This window comes from Pseudomonas sp. LTR0, assembly GCF_036630035.1.
GTDB classification, from domain to species: domain Bacteria; phylum Pseudomonadota; class Gammaproteobacteria; order Pseudomonadales; family Pseudomonadaceae; genus Aquipseudomonas; species Aquipseudomonas putida_Y.
Map to the genome: position 1 here is coordinate 5,007,059 of NZ_CP123734.1, position 22,222 is coordinate 5,029,280.

Consider the following 22,222-nt stretch of genomic DNA (forward strand, 5'->3'; position numbering starts at 1 on the left):
GCCGCCCCCACGGACCGCGCCAGCTTTTCAAATCAGGGGTAGCCCAGCACTTCGCGGATCTGCCGCAAGTGTCGGATGATCCACTGCTTGTCGATCGCCCCCCAGTCATGGATGCGGTAATGCCCGGCGTGGTTGCGTGCGCCTTCCTGCTGTTCGAACTCGCAGACGATGTCCAGGTCGGCCAGCGCGGCGATAGTGTCCTGGGCTGTGCGACGGGGCATGCCGGTGGCCTCCATCAGGGCGGGCACGCTGGTCGCGGTCTGGCTGTCGATCAGCCAGGCCACGTACAGGCGGCGGTAGAAGCTGCTCTTGGTCTTGCTTACTTCCATGCTGCATGTTCCTTAGAGGTTGCCCGGCAGCTCCCGGTAGGTCAGGTAGACGCGCAGGTCGAATTCCAGTTGGTGATAGTCCGGCTCCATGTGCTGGCAGAGCTGGTAGAACGCCTTGTTGTGATCTCGCTCGCGCAGATGCGCCAACTCGTGCACAACGATCATGCGCAAGAACTGTGGCGCGGCCTCCTTGAACAGCGAGGCAATGCGGATTTCCTTCTTCGCCTTGAGCTTGCCGCCCTGCACCCGCGATACCGCCGTATTCAAGCCCAGGGCCCGATGCGTCAGGTCGAGGCGGCTGTCGAACAGCACCTTGTCCAGGTTTGGCGCACTTCGCAGGTACTGTTGGCGTAGATCCTGGGCATAGCCATACAGCGCCTTGTCGCTTTGCACGTCATGGCGGTCAGGGTAACGGCGCTGCAGGTATTCACCCAGGCGGTCGCTGTCGATCATCTGCCGCACCTGCGCCTGCAGGTGCGGGGGGTAGGCTTGCAAGTAACGTAGTACGGTCATGGCGCTGTATTCGGCGTAACGAATGCCGATTCTAGCCAATCACGGCCCTGGCCAGGAGAAAATTGCCGGGAAGCCGCTAGCGTCAGCAGCAGTCATCGGATAAGCCACCAGGAAGCCCTGAACGTATTCGCAGCCATTGGCCTTGAGCCAGGCTGCCTGTGCCGGGGTCTCCACGCCCTCGGCGATCACCGTGATACGGTAGTCGGCACACAGGCCGATCACGCTGCGAACCAAAGCAGCATCTACCGCCGAATCGGGCAGCCGTGCCACCAGATGACGGTCGAGTTTGAGGGTATCGATAGGCAGGTCGCGCAGCATGCGCAACGAACAGTCCCCCGCACCGAAGTCATCCAGAGCCACCCTCACGCCCAGGTCACGCAAGCGGTGTATCTGCTTGACAGCCGCATCGATGTTATACATAAGCGAGGTTTCCGCCACTTCCACTTCCAACTGCGTCGGGACAAGCTGGTAAAGCTGGATGACCCGTTGCAGCTCTTCGACCAACCCAGGCATGACGAACTGCGCGCGGCTCAGGCTGATGCCGAGCACAAGGTCCGCCGGAAAGCGGTCATACCAGGCTTGCCGCTGTGCGGCCCCCTGGCGGTAGATCCAGCTGGCCAGGCGGTTGATCAGGCGCGCTTCTTCCAGCAATGGGATGAACAGCCCCGGCGGTACATCGCCAACGCTGGGGTGCTGCCAGCGCAGCAAGGCCTCGAAACCACGCAGGCGACCATCGTGGAAAGCTACCTGTGGCTGGTACACCAAGGTAAAGTCCTGCTGCTCGATGGCCATACGCACGCTGTCCTCGAGCATCAGCCGCGAGCGCGCCCGTCCATTGAGTTCCTGGTCGTAGAAGCGGTATTGCTGACGCCCAGCCTGCTTGGCTGCGTACATCGCTGTATCGGCCGAACGTAGCAGGCCTTCGACATTGGCGCCGCAGTCAGGGTAGGTGGCAATACCGATGCTGACCCCAAGGCACACATCGAGCCCGTCTACCTCATGGCTGATGGAAACACGCTCGAGCAACCGTTCGGCATAACGCCCGGCCTGCTCCGGGTAGGGCAAGCTGTCGAACAGTGCAGTGAATTCGTCGCCGCCCATGCGCGCCAGCAAGGCCTCACTGCCCAGGCAGTCCTTGAGCTGCTCGGCCACCCAGCGTAACACCCGGTCGCCAGCGTCGTGGCCGAGGGAGTCGTTGATGCGCTTGAAGCCATCCAGGTCCATGTACATCAGCGCCTGCGCCTTGCCCGAGCGCTCGTTGCGCAACAGAGCACCTTCAGCAGCCTGGTAGAAACCACGGCGGTTGAGCAGGCCGGTGAGCGGGTCAGTAATGGCCTGATATTCCAGTTGCTGGTGCAAGTCATGCACCACCGACATGTCCAGCACGGTCACCACCATGGCCTGCTGGTCGGCCGGCAACGGCGCACAGGACAGCGCCACCGGCACAGCTTCCCCTCCATGGATACGCAGTTGGGCATCGTGTACGCGGAAGATCCGTCGCCCTTGGTAGGCCTTGTAGAAGTCCGAATCGCGCCACAGGCTGGCACTGCCCAGCTGCACAACGTCGAGCAACTGGGTGCCCTGCAGTTGTTGCACCGGTGCCGCCAGCAAACGGGAAATGGCCGGATTGGCAAAACTGATGATGCCATGGGCATCAACCACCAGAATGCCTTCGGCGGCATTTTCCAGGATGGACGCATTGAATGCCCTGGCCGCCTCCAGCTCGCGACTCAGCTGCTGCAGCATGCGCCGGTTGCGCTGCTGGTCGAGCAAAGCCTGGACCTTGGGCTTGAGGATTTGCGGGTCGAACGGTTTGAACATGTAATCCACAGCGCCGCTGGCGTAGCCTTTGAGCACGGCCGCTTCGGACTGTTCGTTGGCGGTGAGGAAAATGATCGGGGTCAGTCGGGTACGCTGATTGCCGCGCATCAGCCGGGCGACTTCAAAGCCGTCCATTTCCGGCATCTGTACATCCATCAACACCAGGTCGACTTCGTACTCAAGCAACGCGCTCAAGGCTTCAATCCCAGAGCTAGCCGTCAATACTTGCCAATCCTGCCGGGCCAACAAGGCCCGCATGCTGATGAGGTTCTCGGGGTAGTCGTCTACTACCAGAAGAACTGAGCTGCCATCCAGTGGCTGTTGTTGAAGGTAAGCGCCATCCATGCTGCTTCTCTGTTATGTGACCGACTTCAAAATACGGTTGGATCCATTAGTACTCTAGACCTGAGGCTGCAACACGCAATGCAATCAGAACGCTATCAGTGGCTAAACTGTACGTTAGCCGACTAACGGTCGATCCGCCGACATTACGTGCAGGCTTTCATCGCCCATAAAAAACCCGCATCGCTGCGGGTTTTTCAGTGTTATCTGTCGATCAGTTGACCTTGGCGGCCAGCTCACCTTTCAGATAACGCTGGTACATACCTTCCAGAGAGACCGGCTTGATCTTCGAGGCATTGCCAGCGGTGCCGAAAGCTTCGTAACGGGCGATGCACACGTCGCGCATGGCCTTGATGGTTTCACCGAAGAACTTGCGCGGGTCGAACTCGCTCGGGTTCTGCGCCATCAGACGGCGCATGGCACCGGTAGACGCCAGACGCAGGTCGGTATCGATGTTGACCTTGCGCACACCATGCTTGATGCCTTCAACGATTTCTTCGACCGGTACACCGTAGGTTTCTTTGATGTCGCCGCCGTACTGGTTGATGATCGCCAGCCACTCTTGCGGTACCGAGGACGAACCGTGCATCACCAGGTGGGTGTTGGGAATGCGCTTGTGGATTTCCTTGATGCGATCGATGGCCAGCACGTCACCGGTTGGTGGCTTGGTGAACTTGTAGGCACCGTGGCTGGTACCGATGGCGATCGCCAGGGCGTCGACCTGGGTCTTCTTGACGAAGTCGGCGGCTTCTTCCGGGTCGGTCAGCATCTGGCTGTGATCCAGCACGCCTTCGGCGCCGATCCCGTCCTCTTCACCGGCCATGCCGGTTTCCAGCGAACCCAGGCAGCCCAGCTCGCCTTCAACCGAAACGCCACAGGCGTGAGCCATGGCAACGGTCTGCTGGGTAACGCGGACGTTGTATTCGTAGTCGGTCGGGGTCTTGCCGTCTTCACCCAGCGAGCCGTCCATCATCACCGAGCTGAAGCCCAGCTGGATCGAGCGCTGGCAGACGTCAGGGCTGGTACCGTGGTCCTGGTGCATGCACACCGGAATGTGCGGGAACTCTTCGATGGCAGCCAGGATCAGGTGGCGCAGAAACGGGGCACCGGCGTATTTGCGGGCACCGGCCGAAGCCTGGACGATCACCGGAGAGTCGGTCTTGTCGGCCGCTTCCATGATGGCGCGCATCTGCTCGAGGTTGTTGACGTTGAAAGCTGGAACGCCGTAGCCGAACTCGGCGGCGTGGTCCAGCATCTGGCGCATGCTAATGAGTGCCATTGTGTATCTCTCTCCCGACAAGCGTCGTTTGTTTCGTGCAAGCCTGCCGCAGGGGCGGTTGCTGTTCAAGTAGTGTGGGCCACCCTCGCGGCCCGGCCAGTCACGGTGCCTTGCAACCCCGCCCAATCAGATCGTTGGTTGCCACCCAGTACACCAGGCCTTCTTCGCCCTTGGTGTGGAAGGCCAGCATGCCATCGCTGTAAAGCGCACCCGAAGCACCCGGTTCAGCCTTGAGCCGATAGACCTGATCACCGCCGCCAAGGCGTACATCAACCTGGTCGCGTTGGGCATCGGCAAAGCGCCAAAGCACCTCAACCTGAGTGTCGCAGACCCAACGGGTCCAGTTGTCTGCCGGGGCGGGTTGCGCCGGCTGCAGCAGTGAGCATCCTGCCAGTGTCGCCAAGGCCGACACGGCCAAAAGCGCTTTCATTCAGTTTCCTCGATTTGAGGCTGCTGTGCAGCCCTTCTTCAAGACCACAAATCAACCTTCAGGTTGCCTATTACCCGATCAAGGGCAACCCGGCGCCTTGCGCTGGTGGTCTTCGTCGTACTTTTCCAGGCCTTCCGGGCCCACGCGCTTGCTGATGACCGGCACAGTCTCGGCCTGCCATTCGGACTGGTAGCAACCGCCCTTGTGCGATCGCGCCGGGTCGGCATCCGAGGCCGGGCTGCCAGCACAAGCGCTCAGCAGACCGGCCAGCATCATCACAGGCAATTGCTTGACCACCAGGCCACTCCCTTTGCCAAGCGCCGACGTCATCAGGCTTTGGCCCGCTCTTCCAGGATTGCGACAGCTGGCAGGACCTTGCCCTCGACGAACTCGAGGAAGGCGCCACCACCGGTAGAAATGTAGGAGATTTCCTTGCTGACGCCATATTTGTCGATGGCTGCCAGGGTGTCACCGCCACCGGCGATAGAGAACGCGGCGCTGTCAGCGATGGCCTTGGCCAGTACCTTGGTGCCGTTGCCGAACTGATCGAATTCGAACACGCCCACCGGACCGTTCCACAGAATGGTTTTCGACGACTTCAGCAGCTCGGCGAAGTTGGCCGCGGTTTGCGGACCGATATCCAGGATCATGTCGTCGGCAGCTACGTCGGCAATGGCTTTGACGGTAGCTTCGGCGCTCTCGGCGAACTCTTTGGCAACCACCACGTCGACTGGCAGCGGCACGCTGACCTTGGCGGCAATGGCCTTGGCGGTGTCGACCAGGTCAGGCTCGTACAGCGACTTGCCGACCGGGTGGCCAGCAGCGGCCAGGAAGGTGTTGGCAATACCGCCGCCAACGATCAACTGGTCGCAAACACTGCTCAGGCTGTTCAGCACGTCCAGCTTGGTGGATACCTTGGAGCCGGCAACGATGGCCGCCATTGGCTTGGCCGGGGCCTTCAGGGCCTTGCCCAGGGCATCCAGTTCGGCTGCCAGCAGCGGGCCGGCAGCGGCAACCTTGGCGAACTTGGCGACGCCATGGGTCGAACCTTCGGCGCGGTGTGCGGTGCCGAAAGCGTCCATGACGAATACGTCGCACAGCGCAGCGTATTTCTGCGCCAGCTCGTCGGCGTTCTTTTTCTCGCCCTTGTTGAAGCGCACGTTCTCGAACAGCACCAGATCACCGGCCTGTACCGCGACACCGTCCAGGTAGTCGGCAACCAGCGGCACGTCACGACCCAGGGCCTTGCTCAGGTAATCGGCGACCGGCTTGAGGCTGTTCTCGGCAGAAAATTCGCCTTCGGTCGGGCGGCCCAGGTGTGAGCAGACCATTACCGCTGCGCCCTTCTCCAGGGCCAGCTTGATGGTCGGCAGCGCTGCCAGGATACGTGCGTCGCTGGCTACCACACCGTCCTTCACAGGCACGTTGAGGTCTTCGCGGATCAGTACGCGCTTACCTTGCAGATCGAGGTCGGTCATCTTCAACACGGTCATGAATGCAGTCCTTCAGGGCTGTTTGTTGCGGGTTGGGTGAACGACGTGCAAAAAGTGTTCGGCAACGTCGAGCATACGGTTGGCAAAACCCCATTCGTTGTCGAACCAGGCCAGCAGGTTTACCAGGCGGGGGCCGGAAACACGAGTCTGGCTGGCATCGACGATCGCAGAATGCGGGTCGTGGTTGAAATCACAGCTGGCGTGCGGCAACTCGGTGTAGGCCAGCAAGCCTTTAAGCGGGCCGTCCAGCGCGGCCTCGCGCAGCACTCGGTTGACTTCGGCCGCAGTGGTGTCGCGGGCGGTCTGCAGAGTGATGTCCAGGCACGAGACGTTGACGGTCGGTACACGTACCGCTTTGGCCTGGATTCGCCCGGCAAGTTCCGGAAGCAGGCGCTCGATGCCACGCGCCAGGCCAGTGGACACGGGAATCACCGACTGGAAGGCCGAACGCGTGCGGCGCAGGTCTTCGTGGTGATAGGCATCGATCACCGGCTGGTCGTTCATCGCCGAGTGGATGGTGGTGATCTGCACATATTCGATGCCGAACGCCTGATCCAGCACACGCAGCAGCGGCACACCGCAATTGGTGGTGCACGAAGCGTTGGACACCAGGCGCTCGCTGCCGGTAAGGCAGGCCTGGTTGATGCCGTAGACCACCGTGGCGTCAACGTCGGCCTCACTGGCCATGGGCTGCGAGAACAGCACCCTTGGCGCACCGGCGTCGAGAAAACGCTGGCCATCGGCACGGGTGTTATAGGCACCGGAACACTCCAGCACCAGGTCGATGCCCAGCGCAGCCCAGTCGATGCCTTCGGGGGTGGCACTGCGCATAACCTTCACGCAGTCGCCATTGATATGCAGACAGTCGCCGTCGACCTTGACCTCGCCGGGAAAACGCCCGTGGGTGGAGTCGAAGCGTGTCAGGTATTCCAGGCTGGCCTGATCGGCCAGATCGTTCAGCGCGACGATCTCGAAACCGGCCTTTGCCCCCCGCTCGAACAGCGCGCGCAGGACACAGCGGCCGATACGGCCATAACCGTTGAGTGCAACTTTGTAGGGACGCAGGTGGGGCATTCGGGGCTCACGAGACAGTTCGTTTGTCGTCAGCCTGCGGAATTTGCGGTGTGGCATTCGCGGGCAAGCCCGCTCCCACAGGGTTTCATGCAACCTCTGTGGGAGCGGGCTTGCCCGCGAATGAGGGCGACACCGCCCGCAGATCTTTAAATCAGTCTTCCAGCAGCTCTTCGGCTGTACCGAGGATGTTCTCCAGGGTGAAACCGAACTCTTCGAACAGTGCCGAAGCCGGCGCCGACTCACCGTAAGTGGTCATGCCGATGATACGACCTTCCAGGCCAACGTACTTGTACCAGAAGTCGGCGTGGGCAGCTTCGATGGCGATGCGCGCACCGACTTCCAGCGGCAGCACGGACTGCTTGTAGGCTGCGTCCTGGGCATCGAACACGCTGGTGCACGGCATGGAAACCACACGCACCTTGCGGCCTTGCTCGGTCAGCTTGTCGAAGGCCTGAACAGCCAGGCCCACTTCGGAACCGGTGGCGATCAGGATCAGCTCCGGCTCGCCGGTGCAGTCCTTGAGCACATAGCCACCACGGCTGATGTCGGCGATCTGCTGGGCATCGCGCGCCTGGTGCTGCAGGTTCTGACGCGAGAAGATAAGCGCCGAAGGGCCATCCTTGCGCTCCAGGGCGTTTTTCCAGGACACGGCGGATTCCACTGCGTCGGCCGGGCGCCAGGTGTCCAGGTTCGGCGTGCTGCGCAGGCTGGTCAGCTGCTCGATTGGCTGGTGAGTCGGGCCGTCTTCGCCCAGACCGATGGAGTCGTGGGTGTACACGTGAATCACGCGCTGCTTCATCAGGGCCGACATGCGCACGGCGTTGCGGGCGTATTCCATGAACATCAGGAAGGTCGCGCCGTAAGGCACCAGGCCACCGTGCAGGGCAACGCCGTTCATGATGGCGGTCATGCCGAACTCGCGCACGCCGTAGAACACGTAGTTGCCGCTGGCATCATTGGCTTCGACGCCCTTGCAACCTTTCCACAGGGTCAGGTTGGAGCCGGCCAGGTCCGCCGAACCACCGAGGAACTCCGGCAGCAGCGGGCCAAAGGCGTTCAGGGCGTTCTGGCTGGCCTTGCGGCTGGCGATGGTTTCGCCTTTGGCAGCCACTTCGTTGATGTAGGCCTGGGCCTTCTCGCTGAAGTCGGCCGGCAGCTCGCCGCTGTCACGGCGCTTGAACTCGGCAGCCAGCTCCGGGTAGGCCTTGGCGTAGGCGTCGAAACGCTGGTTCCACTCGGCTTCGGCCTTGGCGCCAGCGGCCTTGGCATCCCACTCGGCATAAATGTCGGCAGGGATTTCGAACGGGCCGTAGTTCCAGTTCAGTTCTTTACGGGCCAAGGCGATTTCGTCGTTGCCCAGCGGTGCACCGTGGCAATCTTCCTTGCCCTGCTTGTTCGGCGAGCCGAAACCAATGATGGTCTTGCAGCAGATCAGGGTCGGGCGATCGCTCTTGCGGGCGGTCTCGATGGCCATCTTGATTTCTTCGGCATCGTGGCCGTCGACGTTGCGGATCACCTGCCAGTTGTAGGCTTCGAAGCGCGCCGGGGTGTTGTCGGTGAACCAGCCGTGCACTTCGCCGTCGATGGAGATGCCATTGTCATCGTAGAAGGCGATCAGCTTGTTCAGGCCCAGAGTGCCTGCCAGCGAGGCGACTTCATGGGAGATGCCTTCCATCATGCAGCCATCGCCGAGGAACACATAGGTGTTGTGGTCGACGATGTTGTGGCCGTCACGGTTGAACTGGGCAGCCAGCACTTTTTCGGCCAGGGCGAAGCCCACGGCGTTGGCGATCCCTTGGCCGAGCGGGCCGGTGGTGGTTTCCACGCCTGGGGTGTAGCCGTATTCCGGATGGCCAGGGGTGCGGCTGTGCAGCTGGCGGAAGCCTTTGATGTCATCGATGGTGACGTCGTAGCCGGTCAGGTGCAGCAGCGAGTAGATCAGCATCGAACCGTGGCCGTTGGACAGTACGAAGCGGTCACGGTCGGCGAAATTCGGGTTGCTCGGGTTGTGCTTCAGGTAGTCGCGCCAAAGCACTTCGGCGATATCCGCCATGCCCATCGGGGCACCTGGGTGGCCGCTGTTGGCCTTTTGCACGGCATCCATGCTGAGGGCACGAATGGCGTTGGCACGTTCACGACGGCTGGGCATCGCTGATCTCCTAGGGGGCTTGAAGAGGTGGTATCACGAAAAAAGGCGGCCATTTTCGCCCACTGGGGGGGCTTGGGGCAAACATTTAAGCGCCAAGCGCAAGCTTTAAGCTGCAAGTGAAGAGGCAGAGCACGGTTCGGACCGCTCCAAAGCCTGTTGCTTGAAGCTTTCGGCCTGCAGCTCATCGCCAATATCAAAACTTTTTGATATTGGCCTTGCTCGGGCATCAATGCCTGTCTAGACTGCCGCCCCATGAATCTGCGTGCGCAATCGATCCCCGAGCAACGCGAAACATTGGCCGCCCTGTGCAAAGCCAGTGGCGATGCGTTGCGCCTGAACGTATTGCGCGCCCTGGCCAACGACTCGTTCGGCGTGCTGGAACTGGCGCAGATCTTCGACATCGGCCAGTCGGGCATGAGCCACCACCTTAAGGTGCTGGCGCAGGCCGACCTCGTGGCAACCCGCCGCGAAGGCAACGCCATCTTCTACCGCCGTGCCCTGCCCGATGGCCTGCGCCTGGGTGGCCGGCTGCACGCGGCGCTGCTCGAAGAAGTCGACGATCTGGCCCTGCCGCCCGATGTGCAGGCCCGCATAGCCCATGTCCAGCAGCGCCGGGCGGCCACCAGCCAGGACTTCTTCCTGCGCGTGGAAGAGAAGTTCCGTGCCCAGCAGGACCTGATCGCCGGCCTTCCGCAGTACCGCGACAGCCTGCTGGCGCTGCTCGACAAACTGCATTTCGACCCGGCCGCCAGCGCGCTGGAAGTCGGCCCCGGCGACGGCGGCTTCCTGCCCGACCTGGCCCGGCGCTTCGCCCAGGTCACCGCCCTGGACAACAGCCCTACCATGCTCGAGCTTGCGCGCCAGGTGTGCCAACGCGAAGGGCTCGACAACGTGAACCTGCAGTTGGCCGATGCACTGGGTGCAACGGATGTGGCCGCCGACTGCGTTGTGCTGAACATGGTGCTGCACCATTTCAGCGACCCGGCCCTGGCCTTGCGCCAGCTGGCCAAACGGGTGAAGGCAGGCGGCAGCCTGCTGGTCACCGAACTGTGCAGCCATGACCAGGGGTGGGCGCGCGAAGCCTGCGGCGACCTCTGGCTGGGCTTCGAACAGGACGACCTGGCGCGCTGGGCCAACGATGCCGGGCTGGCCCATGCGGACAGCCTGTACGTGGGCCTGCGTAACGGTTTCCAGATCCAGGTCCGCCATTTCCAGCGGACGGCTGGCGACATACACCATCGGTAAATTTCAGGAACCTTCGAGATGAGCGAATACTCCCTTTTCACCTCCGAGTCCGTGTCCGAAGGGCATCCGGACAAGATCGCCGACCAGATTTCGGACGCTGTCCTTGATGCCATCATCGCCCAGGACAAATACGCCCGCGTAGCCTGCGAAACCCTGGTCAAGACCGGTGTCGCCATCATCGCCGGCGAAGTCACTACGTCGGCCTGGGTCGACCTGGAAGACCTGGTGCGCAAAGTCATCATCGACATCGGCTACAACAGTTCCGACGTTGGCTTCGACGGCGCCACCTGCGCCGTGATGAACATCATCGGCAAACAGTCGGTAGACATCGCCCAGGGCGTGGACCGCTCCAAGCCGGAAGACCAGGGCGCCGGTGACCAGGGCCTGATGTTCGGCTATGCCAGCAACGAAACCGAAGTCCTGATGCCTGCACCGATCTGCTTCTCGCACCGTCTGGTAGAACGCCAGGCCGAGGCGCGCAAGTCCGGCCTACTGCCATGGCTGCGCCCGGATGCCAAGTCGCAGGTCACCTGCCGCTACGAGAACGGCAAAGTGGTCGGTATCGACGCCGTGGTGCTGTCGACCCAGCACAACCCGGAGGTTTCGCAGAAAGACCTGCAGGAAGCCGTGATGGAGCTGATCGTCAAGCACACCCTGCCTGCCGAACTGCTGCACAAGGGCACCCAGTACCACATCAACCCGACCGGCAACTTCATCATCGGTGGCCCGGTGGGTGACTGCGGCCTGACCGGCCGCAAGATCATCGTCGACTCCTACGGCGGCATGGCCCGCCACGGTGGTGGCGCGTTCTCCGGCAAGGACCCGTCCAAGGTCGACCGTTCCGCCGCCTACGCCGGCCGCTACGTGGCCAAGAACATCGTCGCCGCCGGCCTGGCCGAGCGTTGCGAGATCCAGGTGTCGTACGCCATTGGCGTGGCCCAGCCAACGTCCATCTCGATCAACACCTTCGGCACCGGCAAGGTCTCCGACGACAAGATCATCCAGCTGGTGCGCGAGTGCTTCGACCTGCGTCCGTACGCCATCACCACCATGCTCGACCTGCTGCACCCGATGTATCAGGAAACCGCTGCCTACGGCCACTTCGGCCGCACCCCGCAGCAGAAGACTGTCGGCGACGACACCTTCACCACCTTCACCTGGGAGCGCACCGACCGCGCCCAGTCGCTGCGTGACGCTGCCGGCCTGTAAATTTTCCTGCAGCGCTGGACGAAAGCCCCTGCCGAGTGACCGGCAGGGGCTTTTTTGTACCTGTCACGGCATTTTCATCGCCTGTGAGATCGACCGCCGCCCACGCGGCGCTGATTTCTCGCCCTAGCCCGGGGTTGAAGACGAGCACCTGCGAAATATCACCTGACAACTGCACACACCAACCGCCCCGTTACCCGCCTACGCTAAGCGCTTCCACGCCATGCAAGGATGCCAGGCCATGCAGTATCTGCTGTTATTCGCACTGCTATTTGCGCTGAACGCCCCACCGACCAGGGCTGCCTCATGCCCACACTGGACCCCGCAACAGGCCAAGGCCGAAGTTGCGCAACTGCGCGCCACGCTTGCCCGATGGGACGAGCACTATCATCGCCAAGGCATAGCCCTGGTGGCCGACGAACTGTACGACCAGAGCCGCGAGCGCCTGAATCACCTGCAGCAGTGCTTCGCAGTTGGCACCAGCCCCTCGCCCCTGGCCAGTGCTCGCGGCCCGGTCCCCCACCCCGTGCCGCATACCGGCGTCGACAAGCTGGCAGACCGCCAGGCCGTGGCGCGATGGATGGCCGGCAAGACCGGCGTGTGGGTACAGCCCAAGGTCGACGGTGTTGCAGTTTCCCTCACTTACCAGCAGGGCCGATTGGTACAGCTGACCAGCCGGGGGGACGGTGTACATGGCCATGACTGGAGCCGACACATTGCACAACTCGGCGCTGTCACTCGGCAGTTGCCTGAGGCGGTCGACCTGCACTTGCAAGGTGAACTGTATCTGCGCCTGGACGAACATGTGCAAGCCAAGACAGGCAGCGCCAACGCCCGGGGTACCGTGGCAGGGCTGCTCGCACGCAAGCAACTGACCGGTACGCAAGGCAACGCTATCGGCCTGTTCGTGTGGGGCTGGCCGCACGGCCCCGAGCAACAGGCCGATCGCCTCACCCAGCTGGCACAACTGGGGTTCCCGGACAGCCAGCGCTACAGCATCGCCATCGACACGCTGGAGGACGCAGCACACTGGCGTGAACACTGGTACCGCTCTGCTCTGCCCTTCGCCACCGACGGGGTGATCCTGCGCCAGGGCCACCGGCCGCCGGCCGAGCGCTGGCAGGCCAAGGCACCTTACTGGATCGCGGCCTGGAAGTACCCTTATGCACAAGCCTTGGCTGAAGTACGCGACGTGCGCTTTCGGGTCGGCCGCACTGGCAGGGTCACGCCCGTTCTGCAAGTGCAACCCGTTACCCTCGATGACCGGCGCATTACCCAAGTCAGCCTTGGGTCACTGGCGCGCTGGCAAAGCTTGGATATTCGGCCCGGCGATCAGGTCGCCATCAGCCTCGCCGGGCTGACCATTCCGCGGCTCGATCACGTCGTGCACCGCACTGTAGAGCGCCAACCGATAACCGCGCCAGCACCCGACCAGCATCACGCCCACAGCTGCTGGCAAGCCAGCGAGGGCTGTGATGAGCAGTTCATTGCCCGCCTCACCTGGCTTGGCGGCAAACAGGGCCTCGCCTTGCCGCGCACCGGGCCCGGCACATGGCGTCGGCTGGTCGAAGCAGGCCTGGTAACGTCCATGACCGATTGGCTGCAGCTCGATGCCGAGCGCCTGCAGCAGGCACCCGGAATCAGCAGACTCACTGCAACACAGTTGCTGGGCAGTTTCGACCAAGCCCGCTCACGCCCGTTCGATCAGTGGTTGCGCGCCCTTGGCGTGCCCATTGGCAAGCATTTGCCACTGACTGGCAACTGGCAAGAGCTGGCTTCACGCAGTGCCGGGCAATGGCAAACCGTGCCCGGCATCGGCGCAAAACGCTCGCGCCAACTTGTGGAGTTCTTCACCGCCGCTGAGGTGCAAGCCATTGCCGCACAGCTGGCAGAAACCGGCATAGAAGGGTTCCTGCCCCCACCCCAGCGCATTGAGCAATGATTTTTTACCAAATAATGCGTAGGAAAAACCTGAGACTCAGGCAGAAAACCTCACCAAGGGTTTCTAAATGGGCAAAACCAAGGCAGGATTTCCACCAACTTTTGCTGCCCCGCCCCGTTCAAGAGGCTTTTCATGAAACGTATTTCGACTCTTTTCCTGCTCGCAACACTGGGTCTGGCTGCGGGCAGCGTGCAAGCTGCCCAGCCGGACCCGGGCCTGACCGGTTGCGCTGCCAAGCGTAGCGCTATCGAGAACCAGCTGAAAATTGCCCGTGACCACGGCAACAGCGACCAGGTTGCAGGGCTGGAAGAAGCCCTGCGCGGTGTGGACAACTGCACCGACGCCAGCCTGCGCAAAGAGCGTGAGCAGAAGGTGCTCGATGCGCGTCATGAAGTGGCGCAGCGGGAAAAGGACTTGAAGAAGGCCGAGAAAAAAGGCGACGCCGAGAAGATCAACAAGCGCAAGGACAAGCTGGCCGAGTCGCGTAAAGAGCTGCAGGAAGCAGTCGACGACCTCGACCGCTAAACAGACGCGGTGATTGTAGGAGCGGGCTTGCCCGCGAAGAGTGCGACGCGGGGCATGGCACCGGCTTCGCCAATGTTCGCGGGCAAGCCCACTCCTACAAGGCCCAATGTGGCCTGCACAGCCATTCAATGATTACGAAATTCGCTATGACAGGCCTTGCACGCAGCCTCGACCTTGTCCATCGGTGCCTTCAGTTGCGCAGCATCCAGTGGCTGATTGCGGGTGACATCAACCAGTTCGCCGGTGACGCCTTCAAGCTGCCGGGCCAGGTCATGGAACCGCGCCTGGCGCTCCCACACTTCGGCGCGGGCGGCACTGTCACCACCATCGCGCACCTGTGGAAAATGCTGCCACGGCTGATGCGACAGGCTGTCCAACTTCAGCGCACCGTCAGCAAACTTAACCCCGTCAAACGGCAACCGGCCACGCAGCATGCCGCCCAGGTCTTCGCTGGTCTTGAGCATGTCCTTGAAGATCACCTTGCGTTTGCCCAGCGGCGAGTTCGGGTCAACCCGGTCACAACCAGTCAAAGCCCCTCCCAGGGCAAGTGCTGCCAGCAGAACAACGGTCAATCGCTTCAACATCACGCTCACTTCGGCCTACGCAAATGGGCGGCCAGTATCGCTGCCCCTGGGCCAAACACCAATAGCCACATAAAAGACAGGGGCGAACCTTCATGTTCGCTCATGACAGGAATGCACACATGAAATCTGCCCTGCGCCACCTGGCCTGGACACTGCCGGTACTAGCCTTGCTGGCCGGCTGCAACGGCGGCGAGAGCGCCAAGCCCGAGCCGCACGCTGTCGCCACCTATGCCCCGGCCACTTGGAAAGACTTGCCGGCCGTCAGCGATGAAGACCTGCTGGCCGGCTTTTATGCCTGGCGCAACGGCTGCGAAAAGCTCAAGCGCGACCCGGTGTGGGCAGCCACCTGCGAAGCGGCCGGCAGCGCCACAGCCAGCGCCGCCCAAGTGCGTACCTTCCTTGAGCAGAACCTGCAGGTGTACGGCCTGCGCTCTGCAGAGAACAATGCCAACGGCCTGATTACCGGCTACTACGAGCCGGTCTACCCGGGCAGCCTGAGCCCCTCGGCAACCAACCATGTGGCGGTTTACGGCATCCCTGATGACATGATCGTGGTCGACCTGGCCAGTGTGTACCCCGAACTGAAGGGCAAACGCCTGCGCGGCCGTCTTGATGGTCGGGTGCTCAAGCCCTACGACACGGCCGAAGTCATCAACCGTAACGGCGTCAAGGCACCGGTGCTGGCCTGGCTGACCGATCCGATGGACCTGCAATTCCTGCAGATCCAGGGTTCTGGCCGGGTGCAACTGGAAGACGGCCGTCAACTGCGCCTGGGCTACGCCGACCAGAACGGCCACCCCTACCGGCCGATCGGCCGCTGGCTGGTGGAACAGGGCCAACTGAAAAAAGAAGACGTGAGCATGGGCGCCATTCATGCCTGGGCCCAGGCCAACCCGCAGCGCGTACCAGAACTGCTGGCGAGCAACCCCAGCTACGTATTCTTCAGCACCCGCCCGGACAGCAACGAAGGCCCGCGCGGCTCGCTGAACGTGCCGCTTACCGCCGGCTACAGCGTGGCCATCGACCGCAAGGTGATTCCATTGGGCAGCTTGTTGTGGCTGTCTACCACACGCCCGGACGGCTCTCCGGTGGTACGACCGGTTGGCGCGCAGGACACTGGCGGGGCGATTACCGGCGAAGTGCGTGCCGACCTGTTCTGGGGCACCGGGCCGGAAGCCGGCGAGCTGGCGGGGAACATGAAGCAGCAGGGGCAGATCTGGATGCTCTGGCCTAAAGGCCAGCCGCTACCTGAGGTACCTAAGGTACCTTGATCGGCGGTGGATTCTTCGCGGGCTTGCCCGCTCCCACAGGTACACCACAGCCCTTGAATACTGTGGTGTACCTGTGGGAGCGGGCAAGCCCGCGAAGAAGGCCACTCGGTTCAGATGGAAACCACGAAGAACGACACGATCAGTGCCAAGCTGGCAAGCCACATCAGCGATCGCAAGGCAGCCCAGTCGGCCAGGTAGCAGATGATGTAAAGCAAGCGGCTGGTGATATACATCACCCCCAGTACGTCCTGGGTCACCTGCTCTGCATTGCCGACGATATCCGCCACAAGCACCGCCGCAGCAAATGCCGGAAACGCTTCGTAGCCATTCTGCTGCGCAGCATGGGCACGCCGTGGCAGGCCCGACAAGGTATCGAGGAAGGCTCGCGGATCGTGATTGTCCTTGAGGCCGAAGCGGCCACTGCTCGCCTTGGCGATCAAGGCACAAAGCGGGTTCAACAGCAACGCAATCAGGATGCACCACAGGGCAACAGTCATGGACAGGACTCCTTGTTCAGTCTTCAGGTCAAAGCTTCATTACCAGCATGCCGGCCAACACCAGCCCGCAAGCTAGGAGTCTCGGCCCGCCAAAAGGTTCTTTGAGGTAGCGCATACCCAGCAGCACCACCAGGATCACGCTCAACTCCCGCAGTGCCGCCGCCTCGGCCACTGACCCCAGGTGCATGGCCCACAGCACCAGGGCATAGCTGAACAATACGCAGAACCCTACCGCCAACCCAAGGCGCCACTGGGTTCGCCAGAACAGAACGAATGGCGCCCGCCGCGCTACGCCCGCCAACAACGGAAATTGCCAGGCGCTGAGCAGGGTCAGCCACACCAGGTAATCCCACGGCTTGCCCCACAGGCGCACGGCCTGGCCGTCGAACCAGGTGTAGCAACCAATGCACAGGCCAATCAAGGCAACCACCGGCAACATCGACCAAGGCAGCCGGTCACCACCCCCGCCCTGCCACAACAGGCAGGCCATGCCACAGGGGATCAACAGGATACCGATGATCTGCTGCTGGCTCAGCGATTCCCCGGCAAAGGCCAGGGTCAGCCCCAGCACCACCAGCGGTGACAGCCCGCGCATCAGAGGATAGACCAGCCCCAGGTCGCCTACGCGGTAGGCCTGGATCAGCAGATAGCGGTACAACTGCTCAGCCAGTGCCGAGGCTACCAGCCAGGGCCAGACTTCAGCAGGCGGAACATCGACGAAGGGCACCGCCAGCACCGCGAAGGCCAGCGCTACCGTGTCCATGCTGGCAATTACCAGCAAGCGCTCGCCGCTGAATTTGATCAAGGTATTCCAGGTTGCATGCAGCAGGGCGGCAACCAGCACCAGAGATGTTGCCAACACGCCTTGTAATCCTTGTGAGGTTTTTTGGAGGTTGAATATATAGCGTTCCCAGGCGCCGCTGCGCGCCTCTTGTTCGGGAACGTCTCAAAGGAATTTGGTCAAACCCTGTGCCCCGAACCCCGAGCCAGGTCATCAAAGAACTGCCCGAGCCATTCGGGATAAGACTTGGAAGCCACTGTTACAGGATTCAGGATGCTTGAACTCGTTGCCGCGTTTATTTGCCTCACCACCCTTCTTACCTATGTCAATTACCGTTTCATCGGCTTGCCCCCCGCTATCGGCGTGATGGTCACGGCGCTGCTGTTTTCCTTGTTGCTGCAGGGTCTGAGCCTTGTCGGCTTCCCTGGCCTGGAAGAACGCGTCGAAGGGCTGATGAACCAGATCGATTTCAACGACCTGCTCATGCACTGGATGCTGGCGTTCCTGCTGTTTGCCGGCGCCCTGCACGTCAACCTCAGTGATCTGCGCAGCTATCGCTGGCCCATTGGCCTGCTGGCTACCTTGGGCGTGCTGATCGCCACCGTGGTCATCGGCTACCTGTCGCATTGGGTGTTTGCCCTGTTCGGCTGGCAGGTGCCACTGATCTACTGCCTGTTGTTCGGTGCATTGATCTCACCGACCGACCCGATTGCCGTGCTCGGTGCGCTGCGGACTGCCAATGCGCCAAAACCGCTTAAAACCACCATCGTTGGCGAGTCACTATTCAACGACGGCACGGCAGTCGTGGTATTCACCGTGTTGCTGGGCATCATCCGGCTGGGTGAAACACCGAGCATGACCGACACGGCAATCCTGTTCGCCCGCGAGGCCATTGGCGGTGTGGTGTTCGGTGGCCTGATCGGCTATGCCACCTACCGCATGATCAAGAGCGTCGAGCAGTACCAGGTGGAAGTCATGCTGACCCTGGCACTGGTAATCGGTGGCTCGGCGATGTGCTACGAGCTGCATGTGTCGGCGCCGATCGCCATGGTGGTGGCCGGCCTGATCATCGGCAACCTGGGGCGCAACCTGGCGATGAATGACATGACACGCCGTTACATGGACGGTTTTTGGGAGCTGATCGATGACATGCTCAATGCCCTGCTGTTCGCATTGATCGGTCTGGAGCTGTTGCTGCTGCCGTTCAACTGGATGCACCTGGCGGCCGGCGGCGTGCTGGCGCTGGCAGTGCTGCTGTCGCGCCTGCTGACGGTGGCCCCGGCGATCGTGCTGCTGCGGCGCTGGCGTCCGGTGCCCAAAGGCACGGTGCGGGTACTGACCTGGGGAGGCCTGCGTGGCGGGGTGTCGGTGGCACTTGCGCTGTCGCTACCGCTGGGCGAGGAACGGGACCTGCTGCTGTCGATCACCTACATCGTGGTGTTGTCGTCGATTCTGGTGCAGGGGTTGAGCATTGGCCGGGTGGTGCGCAAGGTCAGCGCCCAGCCTTGAGAATGCCGGGGCCGCTTTGCGGCCCATTCGCGGGTAAACCCGCTCCTACAGGATCGCGTACCCCTGTAGGAGCGGGTTTACCCGCGAAGGGCCGGCAATGGCAACCAGGGTCTATTCGACTGCCGAATCCGGGAACTGGTCCTGCACATACTTGATCTCGGTGCGCCCATGGGCCGCCGGCTGGCCGTCTTCACCCAGGTTGACGAACACCATCTTGTCGACAGTCAGAATGCTCTTGCGGGTGATCTTGTTACGCACTTCGCACTTGAGGGTGATCGAGGTGCGGCCGAACGCGGTAGCGGTGATGCCCAGCTCGATGATATCGCCCTGACGCGAAGCACTGACGAAGTTGATTTCCGACATGTACTTGGTCACCACACGCTGGTTGCCCAGCTGGACGATGGCGTAGATCGCCGCCTCTTCATCGATCCAGCGCAGCAGGCTGCCACCGAACAGGGTGCCATTGGGGTTGAGGTCTTCGGGTTTAACCCACTTGCGGGTGTGAAAGTTCATCTGTACTCCTGACCTGCTTGGCTAACGTGTAGCAATGATGGCAGAGCGGCTGCCTTCGCTCCATTGAACATCGACTATCGTCGCGATTAATCGACGGAAAACCTTGGGCAAGCCGGCGGGGGCAGCTATAATCTGCGCCGTTTTACATGGTTGCCCACAGCGGTGCCATGCCCGCCACCTGTCCGAGGGGCGCTGCAGCAGGCTAGGCCTGTCAGGCTCGGATGGGGCGTTGCTCGCTCCCGCGAGCGCTTAACGCACAACGGCGCCCATTCGCACATTACGAATGGAGGCTCTCATGAGCGCTGCAAACATGCCTGCTGGTTTTACCGATTACAAAGTCGCCGACATCTCCCTGGCCGCCTGGGGCCGTCGCGAAACCATCATTGCCGAATCGGAAATGCCTGCGCTGATGGGCCTGCGTCGCAAGTACCTGGCCGAGCAACCGCTCAAGGGTGCGAAGATCCTGGGCTGCATCCACATGACCATCCAGACCGCCGTGCTGATCGAAACCCTGGTTGCCCTGGGTGCCGAAGTGCGCTGGTCATCCTGCAACATCTTCTCGACTCAAGACCAGGCCGCTGCCTCGATCGCCGCCGCCGGTATCCCGGTGTTCGCCTGGAAAGGCGAAACCGAAGAAGAGTACGAGTGGTGCCTGGAGCAGACCATCCTGAAAGATGGCCAGCCATGGGACGCCAACATGATCCTCGACGACGGTGGTGACCTGACCGAACTGCTGCACAAGAAGTACCCGCAGGTACTGGACCGTGTGCACGGCGTAACCGAAGAGACCACCACCGGCGTCCACCGCCTGCTGGACATGCTGGCCAAGGGCGAGCTGAAAGTCCCGGCGATCAACGTCAACGACTCGGTCACCAAGAGCAAGAACGACAACAAGTACGGCTGCCGTCACAGCCTGAACGACGCCATCAAGCGTGGTACCGACCACCTGCTGTCGGGCAAGCAGGCCCTGGTGATCGGCTACGGTGACGTGGGCAAGGGCTCGGCCCAGTCCCTGCGTCAGGAAGGCATGATCGTCAAGGTCTCCGAAATTGACCCGATCTGCGCCATGCAGGCCTGCATGGACGGCTTCGAGCTGGTCTCGCCGTTCATCGACGGTATCAACGACGGCACCGAAGCCAGCATCGACAAGGCTCTGCTGGGCAAGATCGACCTGATCGTGACCACCACCGGTAACGTCAACGTCTGCGACGCCAACATGCTCAAGGCCCTGAAAAAGCGTGCCGTGGTCTGCAACATCGGCCACTTCGACAACGAGATCGACACCGCCTTCATGCGTAAGAACTGGGCCTGGGAAGAGGTCAAGCCGCAGGTTCACAAGATCCACCGTACCGGCGCTGGCAGCTTCGACCCGCAGAACGACGACTACCTGATCCTGCTGGCCGAAGGCCGCCTGGTCAACCTGGGCAACGCCACTGGCCACCCAAGCCGCATCATGGACGGTTCGTTCGCCAACCAGGTTCTGGCACAGATCTTCCTGTTCGAGCAGAAGTTCGCTGACCTGCCGGCAGAAAAGAAAGCCGAGCGCCTGACCGTTGAAGTGCTGCCGAAGAAACTCGACGAAGAAGTGGCCCTGGAAATGGTCCGCGGCTTCGGCGGCGTGGTCACCCAGCTGACCAAGCAGCAAGCCGACTACATCGGCGTGACCGTCGAAGGCCCGTTCAAGCCGCACGCCTACCGCTACTAAGCGGCAAGCCTTGAGCTGCACGCTGCAAGATGAGGCAGACAGTGCCATTGCCGCTTGCAGCTCAAGCACCAACGATGTTGAACGATGCCAAGCCAGGTCGGCCATCACCGATCTGGCTTTTACTTGCAGTTTGCCGCTTGAAGCTTGCTGCTTGAGGAACGCCTGATGTCACAAGAACGCCGTTACAGTTTCGAGTTCTTCCCGACCAAGACCGACGCCGGTCACGAAAAGCTGATGGGCGTCGCCCGCCAGCTGGCCACCTATAACCCGGACTTCTTCTCCTGCACCTACGGTGCCGGTGGTTCGACCCGCGACCGCACGCTCAATACCGTGCTGCAGCTGGAAAGCGAAGTGAAAATCCCTGCCGCGCCGCACCTGTCGTGCGTGGGCGACACCAAGGCAGAATTGCGCGCCCTGCTGGCCGAGTACAAGGCCGCCGGTATCAAACGCATCGTCGCTCTGCGTGGCGACCTGCCGTCGGGCATGGGCATGGCCAGTGGGGAACTGCGCTATGCCAGTGACCTGGTCGAGTTCATCCGCCAGGAAACCGCTGATCACTTCTATCTGGAAGTGGCTGCCTACCCGGAAATGCACCCGCAGGCGCGCAACTTCGAGGCCGATCTGGCCAACTTTGTGCACAAGGTCAAGGCCGGTGCCGACAGCGCCATTACCCAGTACTTCTTCAACGCCGACAGCTACTTCTACTTCGTCGAGCGGGCACAGAAGCTGGGTGTGGACATTCCGGTGGTGCCGGGCATCATGCCAATCACCAACTACAGCAAGCTGGCCCGCTTCTCCGATGCCTGTGGCGCCGAGATCCCGCGCTGGATCCGCAAGCAGCTGGAAGCCTATGCCGACGACACCGCCAGCATCCAGGCCTTCGGCGAAGAAGTGATTACCCGCATGTGCGAACAGCTGTTGCAAGGCGGCGCGCCGGGCCTGCACTTCTATACCTTGAACCAGGCTGAACCGAGCCTGGCGATCTGGAACAACCTTAAGCTGCCGCGCTGAAAT

General features: G+C 61.9%; 21 protein-coding genes and 1 riboswitch. Of the genes, 8 read left to right on the top strand and 13 right to left on the bottom strand.

What is annotated here, in order from left to right:
* Positions 1–32: 32 nt before the first annotated feature.
* The 9 genes from QCL51_RS22915 to tkt form a co-directional block, all read right to left on the bottom strand.
* On the bottom strand, positions 33–329 hold the full coding sequence (locus QCL51_RS22915; protein ID WP_003249396.1) for a winged helix-turn-helix domain-containing protein: 297 nt from the start codon (positions 327–329) through the stop codon (positions 33–35).
* Positions 330–341: 12 nt separating this feature from the next.
* The gene (locus tag QCL51_RS22920; RefSeq protein WP_003249394.1) at positions 342–842 is read right to left on the bottom strand and encodes a M48 family metallopeptidase; all 501 of its coding nucleotides are present in this window, start codon (positions 840–842) and stop codon (positions 342–344) included.
* Positions 843–881: 39 nt separating this feature from the next.
* Positions 882–3,008, bottom strand: a complete 2,127-nt coding sequence (locus QCL51_RS22925) for an EAL domain-containing protein (RefSeq protein WP_021783784.1) — start codon at positions 3,006–3,008, stop codon at positions 882–884.
* 211 nt (positions 3,009–3,219) lie between these two features.
* Entirely contained in the window at positions 3,220–4,284 is a 1,065-nt protein-coding gene (gene fba, locus QCL51_RS22930) for a class II fructose-bisphosphate aldolase (RefSeq protein WP_021783783.1), read from the bottom strand.
* Between the two features lie 100 nt (positions 4,285–4,384).
* Complete coding sequence (locus QCL51_RS22935) at positions 4,385–4,714, bottom strand: MliC family protein (protein ID WP_021783782.1); 330 nt, start codon at positions 4,712–4,714, stop codon at positions 4,385–4,387.
* Between the two features lie 78 nt (positions 4,715–4,792).
* The gene (locus QCL51_RS22940; RefSeq protein ID WP_021783781.1) at positions 4,793–5,044 is read right to left on the bottom strand and encodes a hypothetical protein; all 252 of its coding nucleotides are present in this window, start codon (positions 5,042–5,044) and stop codon (positions 4,793–4,795) included.
* Positions 5,044–6,207 (bottom strand): phosphoglycerate kinase, encoded by a 1,164-nt coding sequence (locus QCL51_RS22945; protein WP_103443695.1) that lies wholly within the window; start codon positions 6,205–6,207, stop codon positions 5,044–5,046. Before QCL51_RS22945 ends, QCL51_RS22940 begins: the two co-directional genes overlap by 1 nt.
* A 12-nt stretch (positions 6,208–6,219) precedes the next feature.
* On the bottom strand, positions 6,220–7,281 hold the full coding sequence (gene epd / locus QCL51_RS22950; protein WP_021783779.1) for an erythrose-4-phosphate dehydrogenase: 1,062 nt from the start codon (positions 7,279–7,281) through the stop codon (positions 6,220–6,222).
* Between the two features lie 151 nt (positions 7,282–7,432).
* Complete coding sequence (gene tkt / locus QCL51_RS22955; RefSeq protein WP_338444322.1) at positions 7,433–9,430, bottom strand: transketolase; 1,998 nt, start codon at positions 9,428–9,430, stop codon at positions 7,433–7,435.
* 252 nt (positions 9,431–9,682) lie between these two features.
* On the opposite strand from tkt, the gene QCL51_RS22960 reads away from it, so the two are divergent.
* The 4 genes from QCL51_RS22960 (at position 9,683) to QCL51_RS22975 (ending at position 14,348) form a co-directional block, all read left to right on the top strand.
* Positions 9,683–10,675: a metalloregulator ArsR/SmtB family transcription factor gene (locus QCL51_RS22960; RefSeq protein ID WP_338444324.1), complete on the top strand. Its 993-nt coding sequence runs from the start codon at positions 9,683–9,685 to the stop codon at positions 10,673–10,675.
* An 18-nt stretch (positions 10,676–10,693) separates the two neighbouring features.
* Positions 10,694–11,884, top strand: a complete 1,191-nt coding sequence (gene metK, locus QCL51_RS22965; RefSeq protein ID WP_003249375.1) for a methionine adenosyltransferase — start codon at positions 10,694–10,696, stop codon at positions 11,882–11,884.
* A 238-nt stretch (positions 11,885–12,122) separates the two neighbouring features.
* The gene (ligB, locus tag QCL51_RS22970; RefSeq protein WP_338444327.1) at positions 12,123–13,823 is read left to right on the top strand and encodes an NAD-dependent DNA ligase LigB; all 1,701 of its coding nucleotides are present in this window, start codon (positions 12,123–12,125) and stop codon (positions 13,821–13,823) included.
* Between the two features lie 132 nt (positions 13,824–13,955).
* Positions 13,956–14,348, top strand: coding sequence for a DUF1090 domain-containing protein (locus QCL51_RS22975; protein ID WP_084850245.1), 393 nt, complete (start codon positions 13,956–13,958; stop codon positions 14,346–14,348).
* Positions 14,349–14,473: 125 nt separating this feature from the next.
* Here the strand turns inward: QCL51_RS22975 and QCL51_RS22980 are convergent, their stop codons facing one another.
* Positions 14,474–14,932: a cytochrome c gene (locus tag QCL51_RS22980; protein WP_021783774.1), complete on the bottom strand. Its 459-nt coding sequence runs from the start codon at positions 14,930–14,932 to the stop codon at positions 14,474–14,476.
* A gap of 119 nt (positions 14,933–15,051) precedes the next feature.
* Here QCL51_RS22980 and QCL51_RS22985 point away from each other — a divergent pair, with 119 nt between their 5' ends.
* Complete coding sequence (locus QCL51_RS22985) at positions 15,052–16,203, top strand: murein transglycosylase A (RefSeq protein ID WP_021783773.1); 1,152 nt, start codon at positions 15,052–15,054, stop codon at positions 16,201–16,203.
* Between the two features lie 110 nt (positions 16,204–16,313).
* Here QCL51_RS22985 and QCL51_RS22990 read toward each other — a convergent pair whose 3' ends face one another.
* Together QCL51_RS22990 and QCL51_RS22995 are read right to left on the bottom strand one after the other, a co-directional pair.
* Positions 16,314–16,700: an MAPEG family protein gene (locus QCL51_RS22990; RefSeq protein ID WP_338444330.1), complete on the bottom strand. Its 387-nt coding sequence runs from the start codon at positions 16,698–16,700 to the stop codon at positions 16,314–16,316.
* Between the two features lie 28 nt (positions 16,701–16,728).
* Positions 16,729–17,562, bottom strand: coding sequence for an EamA family transporter (locus tag QCL51_RS22995; RefSeq protein ID WP_084850243.1), 834 nt, complete (start codon positions 17,560–17,562; stop codon positions 16,729–16,731).
* Between the two features lie 192 nt (positions 17,563–17,754).
* On the opposite strand from QCL51_RS22995, the gene QCL51_RS23000 reads away from it, so the two are divergent.
* Positions 17,755–18,990: a sodium:proton antiporter gene (locus QCL51_RS23000; RefSeq protein WP_135192825.1), complete on the top strand. Its 1,236-nt coding sequence runs from the start codon at positions 17,755–17,757 to the stop codon at positions 18,988–18,990.
* 111 nt (positions 18,991–19,101) lie between these two features.
* On the opposite strand, the gene QCL51_RS23005 is transcribed toward QCL51_RS23000, so the two are convergent.
* The gene (locus tag QCL51_RS23005) at positions 19,102–19,503 is read right to left on the bottom strand and encodes a hotdog domain-containing protein (RefSeq protein WP_021783769.1); all 402 of its coding nucleotides are present in this window, start codon (positions 19,501–19,503) and stop codon (positions 19,102–19,104) included.
* 178 nt (positions 19,504–19,681) lie between these two features.
* A riboswitch (S-adenosyl-L-homocysteine riboswitch) is annotated at positions 19,682–19,778 on the top strand.
* Between the two features lie 20 nt (positions 19,779–19,798).
* On the opposite strand from QCL51_RS23005, the gene ahcY reads away from it, so the two are divergent.
* Both ahcY and metF read left to right on the top strand, forming a co-directional pair.
* Positions 19,799–21,208 carry an adenosylhomocysteinase gene (gene ahcY, locus QCL51_RS23010; protein ID WP_021783768.1) on the top strand — a complete coding sequence of 470 codons (1,410 nt, stop codon included), beginning with the start codon at positions 19,799–19,801 and terminating at the stop codon, positions 21,206–21,208.
* Positions 21,209–21,373: 165 nt separating this feature from the next.
* Positions 21,374–22,219 (top strand): methylenetetrahydrofolate reductase [NAD(P)H], encoded by an 846-nt coding sequence (gene metF, locus QCL51_RS23015; protein WP_021783767.1) that lies wholly within the window; start codon positions 21,374–21,376, stop codon positions 22,217–22,219.
* Positions 22,220–22,222 lie beyond the last annotated feature (3 nt).